Origin of the sequence: Roseobacter ponti (assembly GCF_012932215.1) — a bacterium.
In the GTDB taxonomy this organism is placed as follows: domain Bacteria; phylum Pseudomonadota; class Alphaproteobacteria; order Rhodobacterales; family Rhodobacteraceae; genus Roseobacter; species Roseobacter ponti.
Map to the genome: position 1 here is coordinate 1,898,487 of NZ_CP048788.1, position 12,888 is coordinate 1,911,374.

Annotated in this window: 9 protein-coding genes; 6 read left to right on the forward strand and 3 right to left on the reverse strand. The window is 61.8% G+C overall.

Annotated elements, in window-relative coordinates; translation table 11 throughout:
* The first annotated feature begins 33 nt into the window (after positions 1–33).
* The 3 genes from G3256_RS09085 (at position 34) to G3256_RS09095 (ending at position 3,536) form a co-directional block, all read left to right on the forward strand.
* Entirely contained in the window at positions 34–1,548 is a 1,515-nt protein-coding gene (locus G3256_RS09085; RefSeq protein WP_169640515.1) for a class I adenylate-forming enzyme family protein, read from the forward strand.
* Positions 1,545–2,186 carry a DsbA family oxidoreductase gene (locus tag G3256_RS09090; RefSeq protein WP_169640516.1) on the forward strand — a complete coding sequence of 214 codons (642 nt, stop codon included), beginning with the start codon at positions 1,545–1,547 and terminating at the stop codon, positions 2,184–2,186. The genes G3256_RS09085 and G3256_RS09090 overlap by 4 nt, the downstream gene beginning before the upstream one ends.
* Before the next feature lie 156 nt (positions 2,187–2,342).
* Complete coding sequence (locus G3256_RS09095; RefSeq protein WP_169642385.1) at positions 2,343–3,536, forward strand: multidrug effflux MFS transporter; 1,194 nt, start codon at positions 2,343–2,345, stop codon at positions 3,534–3,536.
* A 4-nt stretch (positions 3,537–3,540) separates the two neighbouring features.
* On the opposite strand, the gene mfd is transcribed toward G3256_RS09095, so the two are convergent.
* Both mfd and G3256_RS09105 read right to left on the reverse strand, forming a co-directional pair.
* Complete coding sequence (gene mfd / locus G3256_RS09100) at positions 3,541–7,008, reverse strand: transcription-repair coupling factor (protein ID WP_169640517.1); 3,468 nt, start codon at positions 7,006–7,008, stop codon at positions 3,541–3,543.
* A 33-nt stretch (positions 7,009–7,041) separates the two neighbouring features.
* The gene (locus G3256_RS09105; protein ID WP_169640518.1) at positions 7,042–7,569 is read right to left on the reverse strand and encodes a component of SufBCD complex; all 528 of its coding nucleotides are present in this window, start codon (positions 7,567–7,569) and stop codon (positions 7,042–7,044) included.
* Positions 7,570–7,692: 123 nt separating this feature from the next.
* Here G3256_RS09105 and hemB point away from each other — a divergent pair, with 123 nt between their 5' ends.
* The gene (hemB, locus tag G3256_RS09110) at positions 7,693–8,697 is read left to right on the forward strand and encodes a porphobilinogen synthase (protein ID WP_169640519.1); all 1,005 of its coding nucleotides are present in this window, start codon (positions 7,693–7,695) and stop codon (positions 8,695–8,697) included.
* 107 nt (positions 8,698–8,804) lie between these two features.
* Positions 8,805–9,371, forward strand: a complete 567-nt coding sequence (locus G3256_RS09115; RefSeq protein WP_169640520.1) for a lipid-binding SYLF domain-containing protein — start codon at positions 8,805–8,807, stop codon at positions 9,369–9,371.
* 79 nt (positions 9,372–9,450) lie between these two features.
* Here the strand turns inward: G3256_RS09115 and G3256_RS09120 are convergent, their stop codons facing one another.
* A complete protein-coding gene (locus G3256_RS09120; protein WP_169640521.1) occupies positions 9,451–10,323 on the reverse strand; it encodes an NAD(P)-dependent oxidoreductase in 873 nt (290 codons plus the stop codon).
* 98 nt (positions 10,324–10,421) lie between these two features.
* Between G3256_RS09120 and G3256_RS09125 the strand changes: the two genes are divergently transcribed.
* Positions 10,422–12,884: a penicillin acylase family protein gene (locus G3256_RS09125; protein WP_169640522.1), complete on the forward strand. Its 2,463-nt coding sequence runs from the start codon at positions 10,422–10,424 to the stop codon at positions 12,882–12,884.
* The last annotated feature ends 4 nt before the right edge of the window (positions 12,885–12,888 follow it).

Genomic DNA, 12,888 nt, shown 5'->3' on the forward strand with positions numbered 1-12,888 from the left:
CAACGATGCCCCCGCGCCGCTAGCACGTGGGCCATGTTGTCAGTCTTCAATGAGGGCACGCCGCCGCCCGTTCCCGCATCTTTTAATATGGCGGCATACGTTCTGTCCGCCGGAGCCCGCACACCCGGAAAGCCGGCGCTTGAGGTTCTGGGCGATGCCGGTACGGATCAGTGGACATACAGGCGGCTGATCGCTGCCGTGCGGGGCACGGGCACGGGATTGCTGCGTCTCGGGCTGGTACCCGGCGACCGGGTGCTGTTGCGGCTTGGCAATACGGTGGATTTTCCGGTGGCCTGCCTCGGGGCGCTGGCGGCGGGACTGGTGCCGGTCCCGACATCTGCCGCCCTCACAGAACCTGAGGTCGCGCATTGCATCGCCGTTACGACACCGCGGGCGATCCTCTGTGCGCCCGATGTGGCCTGCCCGCCCTTGGCAGAACGCACTGACCTTGCCACCCTGCGGTCTTTCCGCGATCTGCCGCCTGTTGCCTGGCACAGGGGCGATCCGCATCGTCCGGGTTATATCGTCTTCACGTCCGGGACGTCGGGCGTGCCGCGCGCCGTCGGGCACGCGCATCGTGCCATTCTCGGCCGGCGCATGATGTTTGACGGGTGGTACGGTCTGACCCCGCAGGACCGGATGCTGCATGCGGGCGCCTTCAACTGGACCTATACGCTCGGCACCGGGCTGATGGATCCCTGGACGCTCGGGGCGACGGCTTTGATTGCAGCGCCCGGAACAGCGGCGCGCGCCCTGCCCGGTCTGATTGCGCAGCACAAAGCCAGTCTTTTCGCCGCCGCGCCGGGGGTCTTTCGGCAGATGCTGCAGGACGGGCCGGCCATCGCCGCGCCGGCCCTGCGACACGGTCTGAGCGCGGGCGAAAAGCTGCCCGCCCGCACGGCGCGCGCATGGGCTGATGCCACCGGTACGCCGCTGCTTGAAGCCTATGGCATGTCGGAATGCTCGACCTTTATTTCGGCGTCCCCCGCGCGGCATGTGTGCGACGGGGCGCTGGGAATTCCGCAGCCGGGCCGACGTGTCGCTGTTCTCGGACCGGAGGGACCCGTCCCACGGGGTACCGAAGGCACCATCGCCGTGCACCAGAGCGACCCAGGCCTGATGCTGGGCTATTACGGGGCGCCGGAGGCGACGGCGGCACGCATGCAGGGTGACTGGTTTCTGACCGGAGATCAGGGGATCATGCAGGACGACGGGCAGTTTTTTTATCTTGGCCGGAATGACGATATGATGAACGCCGGCGGCTACCGCGTGTCACCGGTTGAGGTCGAGGATGTGCTCTCGGGCTGTCCCGGGGTGCGCAGCGTCGCGGTGACGGATGTTGAGATCAAGGACGACACGCGGGTCATTGCCGCCTTTTACACCGCAGACGCACCACTGGACGAAAAGGGCCTCGCGGCCTATGTCAGCGACAGACTGGCGCGATATAAACAACCGCGGCTCTATATCCATTTGCCGGAACTGCCCCTGGGCGCGAACGGCAAGATACTGCGTCGCGCCCTGCGTGACCGAATGAAGGCCCCGCAATGACCGATACGATTAAGCTCGACATTATCTCTGATCCGATCTGCCCCTGGTGCTACATCGGCAAGGCTCATCTCGACAAGGCGCTGGGTGAGCATCCCGGGCATCCTTTTGCCATAGAATGGCATCCGTTTCAGCTTAATCCCGAGATGCCCGCAGGCGGTATGGGCCGGCGCGAATATCTTGAAGGCAAATTCGGCGGCAAAGAAGGTGCGGTGCGCGCCTATGCGCCGGTGGTCGAGCATGCGCAGGCCGCCGGGCTGAACATCGATTTCGAGGCGATGCAGCGCACCCCCAACACCATTGATGCGCACCGCCTTATCCACTGGGCCGGGATCGAAGGCCGGCAGACGGCGGCGGTGGCCGCACTTTTCAAAGCTTACTTCAACGAAGGCCGTGATATCGGTGCCCATGACGTGCTTGCCGACATCGCCGACAGCATCGAAATGGATGCAGCCGTTGTCCTGAAACTGCTTCAGTCGGATGCCGATATCGATGATATCCGCAAGCGGGACGCGCACAGCCGGGAGATGGGCGTGAATTCCGTGCCGACCTTTATTGTTGGTGGCAAGCATGCCGTCCCCGGGGCACAGCCGCCGGAACTCTGGCACAAGGTCATCACCGAGCTTACGAATGCCGCCTGATTTCTGATCATGTGCATTGATGCAGAACATTATTGTGCATATGAGTAATTGAACGCTCTTCAACTCTCGGTTATGTCTGACGCTGAAGCGCGCCAGTGGGAAGGGCGCTCTGGTTTTCAGTGGGGTTGAGTGACAGATCCAGAACAACGGATCCCGATGGGGCGTGCCGAATTCATTGCCCTGATGGCAATGTTATTCGCGACGATTGCCTTTTCGATCGATGCGATGCTGCCTGCACTGCCGGATATTGCGCGCGAGCTGACGCCTGATGATCCGACCCGCGCGCCTCTGATCCTGACGTCATTTGTGCTCGGCATGGGCCTGGGCACATTTTTTGCGGGGCCCCTGTCGGATGCTTTCGGGCGACGACGGATCATGTTCTGCGGTGCAGGGCTTTACATCGCCTCTGCGCTCGTCGCCTGGGCCAGCAAATCGCTGGAACTGATGCTTGTGGCGCGGATATTGCAGGGCATCGGCGCGGCCGGCCCGCGCGTTGTCTCGATTGCAATCATCCGCGATCTTTATTCCGGTCGCGAGATGGCCCGGATCCTGTCCATTGCCATGATGATTTTCACCGTCGTGCCTGCCTTTGCACCCGCCATGGGCGTGGTGATCATCGCAGGCTTTGGCTGGCGCAGTATCTTTATGGCCTTTGTCGCTTTTTCGCTGATATCAGCCCTCTGGCTGAAGATCCGTCTGCCGGAAACCCTGCCTGAAGCGAAACGACGCCCTGTACGCTTCAGTCTCATGGTGGCGGCGGTACGTGAGATGTTCGCCCATCCTGTCGTGCGTCTGTCGATCATGGTGCAGACGCTTGCCATGGCAATGCTCTTTACGCTGCTGATGCTGATCCAGCCGGTCTATGAGTTCGTCTTTGACCGCCTTGAGACCTTTCCGTTCTGGTTCGGAGGGATTGCGCTTTCTTCGGCTTTTGCGAGCCTGCTGAACGCGGTGCTGGTTGTCCGCTTCGGCATGCGCCGGCTGGTGACGATTGCGCTTGCAGCGCAGATCTTTCTGTCGGGGGTAATGGTCCTGCTCAGTGGACAGATCGGACCGGAGGGTTTTGCCATCTTTGCCGTGTGGCAGGCATTCGTCTTCTTTCAGGCGGGCCTGACCATCGGCAATCTGAACGCCATCGCGATGGAGCCGATGGGGCATGTGGCCGGCATGGCCGCGAGTGTGATCGGGGCTGTCTCGACCGTGCTGGCGGCTGCAATCGCTTCGCCCATCGGGCTGCTTTTTGACGGATCGATCCGACCGCTGGTTCTGGCGGTTCTGATTATGGCGACGCTCGCTTTTTCCCTGATGGTCTATATGGGACGGGTGGAAAACCGGCTGCCGGCGGAATAACTGCTCAGCCGGCTTTGCTTTTCTCGCGCTTTTTGCGGGCGACGACTTTTTCCGCCAGATCCCGCGCAATCGCAAAAGCGCCTTTGATCTTGTCGGCATCGGCCTTCCAGTCGCGGCGGACGACGATCCTGTTGTCTTTGACCTTCGCCAGCCCGCGCTGATCCTGAATGAATTCCACCAACCCCTCGGGTGAGGCAAATTTGTCGTTGTGAAACTGGATCGTCGCCCCGCGCGGACCACCGTCGAGCCGCGCGATGCCGGCCTTTTTGCACATGGCTTTGATCCGCACGACAAGCATCAGGGTCGAGACCTCGCGCGGCAGCTTGCCGAACCGGTCGATGAGCTCGGCGGCAAAGCCCTCAAGCTCCACCTTTGTCGTCAGGCTGCTGAGGCGGCGATAGAGGCCGAGACGCACGTCGAGATCAGGCACATACTCCTCGGGAATGAGCACCGGTACCCCGAGATTGATCTGCGGCGCCCACTGGTCATCGGCCTCGCTCAGCCCTTCCATCTCGCCCGCGCGGATCTTGGCAATCGCCTCTTCCAGCATCGACTGGTAAAGCTCAAAGCCCACATCGCGCATCTGTCCGGACTGTTCTTCCCCCAGCAGGTTGCCGGCACCACGGATGTCGAGATCCTGGCTGGCCAGCGTAAACCCGGCGCCCAGCGTATCGAGGCTGGACAGCACCCGCAGCCGCTTTTCCGCGGTCGGCGTCAGTCGCGCACGGGGTTTTGTCGTCAGATAGGCATAGGCGCGGGTTTTGGAGCGTCCGACCCGACCTCTGATCTGATAAAGCTGTGCGAGACCAAACATGTCCGCCCGGTGCACAACCATCGTATTGGCAGTGGGGATATCGAGGCCGGATTCCACAATCGTCGTGGCCAGCAGGACGTCAAATTTGCCGTCGTAAAACGCATTCATCCGGTCGTCGAGCTCGCCCGCCGGCATCTGGCCGTGCGCCACGACATACGTGAGTTCCGGCAGCTGTTCTTTCAGGAACTCCTCGATCCCGGGCAGATCGGAGATTCGCGGAACAACAAAAAATGACTGCCCGCCCCGGTAGTGCTCGCGCAGCAGGGCTTCGCGAATGGTCACGCTGTCAAACTCGCTGACATAGGTGCGGATGGCGAGGCGATCGACCGGGGGCGTGCCGATGATGCTCAGATCGCGCACGCCCGTCAGGCTGAGCTGCAGGGTGCGCGGAATAGGTGTGGCAGTAAGTGTCAGCACGTGGATATCCGTGCGCAGCTGTTTCAGTCGCTCTTTGTGCGTGACACCGAAATGCTGTTCCTCGTCGATGACCAGCAGGCCGAGGTTTTTGAACCGGATGCCTTTGGCGAGCAGCGCATGGGTGCCGATCACAATATCAACGGTGCCGCGCGACATTGCCTCGCGGGTGGCTTGCGCGTCCTTTGCGGAGACGAACCGGCTGAGCTGGCGGACCTCGATAGGAAAGCCCCGGAAGCGCTCGGCAAAGCTCTTGTAATGCTGTCGCGCCAGCAGCGTCGTGGGCGCAATAACCGCCACCTGCACACCGGACATGGCCGCCACGAAGGCTGCGCGCATGGCCACTTCGGTCTTACCGAACCCCACATCCCCGCAGACCAGCCGGTCCATCGGGTTGCCGGAGGTCATATCGTCAATGACCTCACCGATGGCGCGCAGCTGGTCGTCGGTTTCGGTATAAGGGAAGCGCGCTGAGAATGCGTCCCACATGCCGGGGGGTGGCTCGAGCACCGGCGCCTTGCGCAGCGCACGTTCAGCGGCCACACGGATAAGCTTGTCGGCAATCTCGCGGATACGCTCTTTAAGGCGGGCTTTCTTGGCCTGCCATGCCCCGCCGCCCAGCCGGTCGAGCAGCCCCTCTTCATGTCCGTACCGGGAGAGCAGTTCGATGTTCTCGACCGGCAGATAAAGCTTGGCATCTTCTGCATATTCCAGCAGCAGACATTCGTGCGCTGCCCCTGCCGCCGTCACGACCTCCAGCCCCATATAACGACCAATGCCATGGTCCACATGCACAATAAGATCGCCGGGGCTGAGCGATTGCGTTTCTGTCAGGAAGTTCTCGGCGCGGCGTTTTTTACGCGTGGTGCGAATGAGCCGGTCGCCCAGCACGTCCTGCTCGGAAATCACGGTGAGCCCGTCGGGCGCTTCAAAACCGCTTTCGAGCGACCAGACGGCCAGATGCAGCCCGCGCCTGCCGATGCGTGTGCCATCGCGGATCAGGATGGCTTCGGCCAGACCCTCGTCCTCGATAAGCCCGGCCAGGCGTTCGCGCGCGCCTTCGGAATAGCTGGCAACAAGAACGGGGCCGTTTTTCATCTTTGCATTAATATGATCGGCCAGAGCCCCGAAAAGGCTCAGAGATTCCTGCTGACGTTCAGGCGCGAAGTTGCGCCCCATGCGACCGCCCGCATCGGTAACACCGGGCCCTGTCGCCTGCGGCAGCGCACTCAGATGCAGCACGCGGCGGTCTGTCATCCGCGTCTCCCAGGCGGCGTCATCAAGATAGAGCCCTTCGGGCGGTGCAGGTTTGTAAACGGTGTCCATGCCGGAGCGATGGGCCATCGCGAGGCGGCGTGTTTCGTACTGATCGGCAATGCTTTCCCAGCGGGCAAGCCGCGTGGCGGTGGTCTGATCATCCAGCGTTACAGTGGCTTCAGGCAGATAGTCGAAAAGCGTTTCCAGTTCCTCGTGGAAAAACGCGAGCCAGTGCTCGGCACCCTGATGTTTGCGACCGGCACTTACTGCTTCATACAGCGGATCATCGGTGCCGGCGGCGCCGAATTCGATGCGGTAATTCTGGCGGAACCGGGTGATGCCGGCCTCATCAAGGATCACCTCGGAAACCGGGGCAAGCTCGACAACATCCAGCTTTTCCGTCGTGCGCTGGGTGGCAGCATCGAAACGGCGGACACCGTCGAGCGTGTCGCCGAAAAGATCGAGCCGCACCGGCCCCAGATCCCCCGGAGGATAGATGTCGATGATGCCGCCGCGGATCGCGTAGTCACCAGGCTCAGTGACTGTGGGGCTTTGCACAAAACCCATGCGCACCAGAAAATCGCGCAGGGCCTTTTCGTCGATGCGGCTGCCGACCCGGGCGGTGAAGGCGGCGTCTTTCAGGACGGCGCGCGCGGGCACCCGCTGGGTTGCGGCATTCAGGGTGGTCAGCAGGATAAACCGGTCCGGCATGCCATGGGCGAGTGCTGCGAGCGTGGCCATGCGCTGTGCGGAGATATCGGCATTGGGCGAGACCCGGTCATAGGGCAGACAGTCCCACCCGGGAAACACCACAACCGGCAGATCGGGGGCGAAAAACCGCAGGGCGGCCTGCATCGCGGCCAGCCGTTTGTCATCGCGCGCGACATGCACCAGCGGGCCGTCGCCGCGCGCAAGTTCCGTCAGCAGGAAGCGCGCGTCAAACCCCTCGGGGACGCCGGAGACGGTAATATGGGAATGCTCAGCCATGGGCTGCTTCAATTGGGCTTCAAAGCCCGCGTGTCAACCGCCCAAAGCGCCATGATTGAGGTTTTGATACATGCCCCAGAGTGCGGTGACGAATATCGAGGCCACACCGATCATCTGAACATAGAGACGGTGGCGGCTCAGACGTTTGCGCAGGTGCTCACCGCTGGCGTCTTCCTGCTGAATGAGCCGCGCGGTCGACAGCGACAAGAGCCCGACCAGTGACATTGGCAAGCCGAGCAGGAACAGCGCCTGAGCGATTTCGAGACCATAAAGAAAACCGGTCAGCCCCAGAAGGGTCAGCACGAAACATCCCAGCATCAGCAGCCAGAGCCCCGAGACCCGGGCAATCATCAGCATCCGGTTGGTGTTGATGCGCACCAGATCCTCAAGATCCTGCTCTGTCTGCCCGCCGTGACGCCGGGCCCGAAGGACCATATCAAAAGGCACGCCAAGCACCCAGTGCGAGGCGGTCGACCACATGATTGCGAGCGCGATCCAGAACCAGAGGTTCGAAAAGGACCGCATGTCGATGAGTTCAAAAACGCTGGTGTAAAAGTCCAAGGGTACGTGCTTTGGTTTTCCGGTTCGGCCTCTCTTAGCCGTGCTTTGTGGCAATTCCTAGCCTTGGCTTGGGTAAAAATACATGCGAGGGAAGCTGAGTGTAACGTAAAACGGACAGATCCCATGCGCCCGACCATCGCCCCCTTCCCCGCGACCCGTCTGCGGCGCACCCGTCAGAGCCCGGCGCTGCGTGCGCTGACCCGGGAAAACACCCTGAGCGTCGATAATTTCATCTGGCCGGTGTTTGTGCGGTCAGGCGAAGGTATCGAAGAACCCGTTCCCTCCATGCCCGGTGTTGTCCGCCGGTCGGTTGATAAAATCGTGGAGGCGGCGCGCGAGGCGGCGGATCTCGGTATCCCGGCGATCTGCATCTTTCCCTATACCGGCATCGAAGAGCGTACCGAAGACTGTGCCGGCGCCTGGGACCCGGACAATCACGCCAACCGGGCGATCCGGGCGATCAAAAAGGCCGTGCCTGAGATTGCCGTGATGACGGATGTGGCGCTGGACACCTATAACATCAACGGACACGACGGATTTGTGGACAACGGCGAAATCGTCAACGATCGCACCGTCGAGGCGCTGGTAAAGATGACGCTGGCCCAGGCAGAGGCCGGTGCGGATATCATCGGGCCCTCAGATATGATGGACGGGCGGATCGGTGCAATGCGCAGCGCACTGGAAGAGGCGGGCCATCAGAATGTGATGATCCTCAGCTATTCCGCGAAATACGCCTCGGCGTTCTACGGACCCTTCCGGGATGCGGTGGGGGCGTCCGGTGCTCTGACCGGGGACAAGAAAACCTATCAGATGGATCCTGGCAATTCCGATGAGGCGCTGCGTCTGATTGAACGCGATCTGAGCGAAGGCGCGGATATGGTAATGGTGAAACCGGGCATGCCCTATCTCGACATCTGCCGGCGTGTGAAAGACACGTTCGGCGCGCCAACCTATGCCTATCAGGTGTCTGGTGAATACGCGATGATCAAAGCCGCCGCCGCGCAGGGCTGGATTGATGGCGATCGGGTGATGATGGAAAGTCTGATGGCTTTCAGGCGCGCCGGCTGTGACGGGATCCTGACATACTTTGCCCCGGCGGCCGCGCGTTTGCTGAAAGCACAGCAATAAGCCGCGCAGATCGTCCTTTTGGGTGACATTGCGGCCCAACCCGCGTATGATTGCACACAAGCCGGGGTAGCCGGCGCTGAAACAACAACCATATACAGGCACATGAGATGAATCGTTCAGGCTTATCGCGGCGGGGTTTCACCCTCGGCGCACTCGCAGGCACCGCCGTCACGGCGGCCTGCAGCAACGGCGTCGGGTCCGGCGGAGGCAGTGTCATTGACGCCCGCGTTGATACCACGCTGGGCAGTATGTACCGGACCTATCCCAAAACCCGAAATCTCGCCGACAAGGCCAACGGCATGCTCATCATGCCCGCCGTGACCGAGGCCGGTCTTGGCATCGGTGGCGGATACGGCCAGGGGGCGCTGCGGATCAATGAAACAACGGTCGATTACTATTCGGTCACGCAGATTTCATGGGGTTTGCAGGCCGGAGCTCAGCAGTATTCGCATGTGTTGTTCTTTATGACCGAAGCCGCACTTGCAAATTTCCGCAGCGCATCCGGCTGGGAAGCCAGCGGTCAGGTCGAATACGTCTTTGCAGATCGCGGCGACGGTGCAGCAGCGGATACGACCACAGCTCTGGCACCGGTTCAGGCCGTGGTGTTCGGCCGCGCGGGTCTTTTGCTCGGCGCGACCCTCAACGGTGCAAAATACAACCGCATCATCGCCTGACCCAGGGGCTAGGACATCAAAAAAAGGGGCGCGGATAATATCCTGCGCCCCTTTTTGTTTCCGTGGTCTGAGCAGGCGATCAGCCGCTTTCTTTGAGCCGCTTAAAAAGGCTCGATGTATCCCACCGGCCGCCACCCATTTTCTGCACATCCTTATAGAACTGATCGACCAGCGCCGTGACCGGCAGGCTGGCACCTGTTTCATCAGCAGTTTTCAGGCAGATCCCCAGATCCTTGCGCATCCAGTCGGTGGCAAAACCGTGATCGAAATGATCGTCCAGCATGGTCTCATAGCGATTCGACATCTGCCAGCTGCCGGCGGCGCCCTGGCTGATCACTTCGACAACCGCGCGACCGTCAAGACCCGCTTTGTCAGCAAAATGCAGCGCCTCGCTCAGACCCTGCACCAGGCCCGCGATGGCGATCTGATTGCACATCTTGGTCATCTGACCGGCACCACTCTCGCCGATGCGGCGGCAGATTTTGGAATAGATCTCCATCACCGGCAGTGCGCGGTCATAAGCGCCTTCGTCGCCGCCGCACATGATCGACAGCGCTGCGTTTTCGGCACCGGCCTGACCACCTGAGATCGGCGCGTCGATAAAGCTGATCTGGTGGTCATTGGCCAGCGCATAAAGCTCGCGCGTCACAGCCGCCGAAACGGTTGTGTGATCGACGAATACCGCACCGCTCTGCATGCCTTTGAACGCGCCGTCATCGCCCGCGCAGACCGAACGCAGGTCATCATCATTGCCGACACAGGCCATGACATATTCGGCCCCTTTTGCAGCCTCGCGCGGTGTTTTTGCGAATGATCCGCCGTAGCTGCCGGCCCAGTCTTCGGCTTTTGAAGTGGTGCGGTTGTAGACCGTAACGTCATGCCCCGCTTTCTGCAGATGCCCCGCCATGGGTGCGCCCATGACCCCCAGTCCCAGAAATGCCAGCTTGGCCATGATGTTGTCCTTCTCTTTGGGTGTTGCGTTACGCTATTCTCCTACCTAACAGTCAAGACCTCAGGGTCAACAAGAGCGCGGATATTAACAGGCACCTCATGGCACTGCTCTTCAGATGGCTTTTCCGGATCGCTGGCGGGATGATCTTTCTGATTGTCCTCGGGGTCACGCTTGTGTGGTACCTCGCCTCGCGCTCGCTGCCTGACTATGATGCCACTATCATCGCGCCCTATCTGAACGCGCCGGTTGAGATCGTGCGCGACAATGCCAATGTGCCGCATATTTTTGGTGAGACCGATGAAGATGTCTTTTACGCGCTGGGGTTCGCCCATGCCCAGGACCGTCTGTGGCAGATGACAATGCTGCGCCGGACCGCTCAGGGACGGCTCTCCGAGGTCTTTGGCACGCCGACAGTCAGCATTGATAAGCTGATGCGCCGGCTCGATCTTTACAGCCGTGCGACGGCATCGGTGGAGGTTCAGGACGAGCGCACACGGCGGCTGCTGAGTGCCTATGCGACCGGGGTCAATGTGCGGCTTGATCAGGTCAATGCCAGCGCTCTGGGGCGTGGTGCGCCTGAGATGTTCGTCTTTAACGCGCCGGTTGCCCCCTGGCGTCCGGCGGATTCGCTGGCGATCATCAAGCTGATGGCGCTGCAGCTTTCCGGGCATCTGGATGCGGAGGTGCAGCGCGCGCGGATGTCGCTGGTGGTGCCGGATGCGGACCGGCTGAGCGATATCCTGCCCGAGGTGCCGGGAAGCGGTGTTGTCGCCCTGCCCGAATACGCCGGCATCGTGCCCGGGGTGCTGCCGTTTGCCGAAGCGGCGCCCGCGAACCGGCACCCGCTCTCGCCCTTCCGACCCGGGGTGATGGCCGGCGCTTCGAATGTCTGGGCCGCGGCACCTTCCCGCTCGGCCTCCGGTGGGACGCTGCTGGCCAATGACCCGCACCTTGGCTTTACCGCCCCCGCGATCTGGTATCTGGCGCGCATGGAGCTGCAGTCGGGCGGCGTGATCGGCGGCACCATCCCCGGCCTGCCCCTCGTACTCACCGGGCGCAGCGCATCGCTGGGCTGGGGGCTTGCTTCGGCGGGCATGGACGATCAGGACGTTTTTATTGAGAAGGTCAATCCGGACAACCCCGAGGAATACCGGACACCTGACGGATTCAAAGCCTTTCAGACCCGTGGCTCGATCATCAACATCAAAGACGAAACACCTATCACCATCACGCTGCGCTGGACGGACAACGGCCCGGTGCTGCCCGGCACGCATTACAACCTCGCCGCGGTGACACCGCCGGGTCATGTGGCGTCGCTGGCCTGGACGGCGCTCAGCCCGCGCGACACATCTATGACCGCGGCGCTGAAGCTGATGGAAGCGAAATCGGTGCGCGACGGCATCGCCGCGATTGAGGGCTTTGTCGCTCCGGCGCAGAATATGGTGCTGGTCGACCGCGAAGAGATCGCGATGAAGATGATCGGTGTGATGCCCCGCCGTGATGCGCGGCATCAGAGCCAGGGGCGTATGCCCAGCCCCGGATGGATCGCCGCCAACCGCTGGCAGGGGCGCCTGCCCTATGCGTCCAACCCTGAGTTTATCGCACCCAATGGCGGCATTCTGGGCAATACCAATAACAAGACTGTCGACCGGCCCTTTCCCAATCATGTGTCCTTTACCTGGGGCGACACGCAGCGGGTACAGCGCTGGCGGCGTCTGATGCAGTCGCGTCAGGTACACACCCGCGACAGCTTTATCGAGGCGCAGCTTGATACCGTGAGTTTCACGGCACGGTCTCTGCTGCCGCTGATCGGTGCCGAACTTTGGTTTACCGGTGAGGCAGCCCCTGACGGTACGCCGCTGCGCCAGCGGCAGCGCGCGCTCACGTTACTCGCGGGCTGGTCGGGCGAGATGAACGAACACCTGCCTGAGCCGCTGATCTACGCTGCCTGGCTGCGCAGCCTGCAGGCGCGGATCGTACAGGACGAACTCGGGCCACTGGCGGCGACCCTGACCCATGTGGAGCCGCTTTTCATCGAGAGGGTGTTCCGCGATGTGGACGGAGCGGGCGTCTGGTGTGATGTGATCCAGTCCGCCGCCACCGAGACCTGCGCAGATATGGCGCGGCTGGCGCTGGATGACGCGCTGATTTCGATCAGCGAGACCTGGGGGCCGGCACTGGAATCGCTGCGCTGGGGTGATGCGCATCAGGCGACGCATGATCATCCGGTACTGGGAGAGGTGCCGCTCCTGCGGTTTTTCGTGAATATCCGCCAGTCCACCAACGGCGGGGACAACACGCTGCAGCGCGGTCTCACCCGTGGCACCGGGCCTGAGCCCTTTCAGAACGTGCACGGGGCGGCTTACCGCGGGGTATATGATTTCGCCGATCCTGACAGTTCGGTTTTTGTGACATCCACCGGCCAGTCGGGGCATTTCCTGTCGCGCCATTATGACGATCTGGCACAGCTATGGCGGCGCGGGGAATACATCCCGATGTCGCTCGATCAGGATCTGGCGCGCGCGGCTTCGGTCGGTGTGACCGTGCTGCGTCCGCGGTAACCTC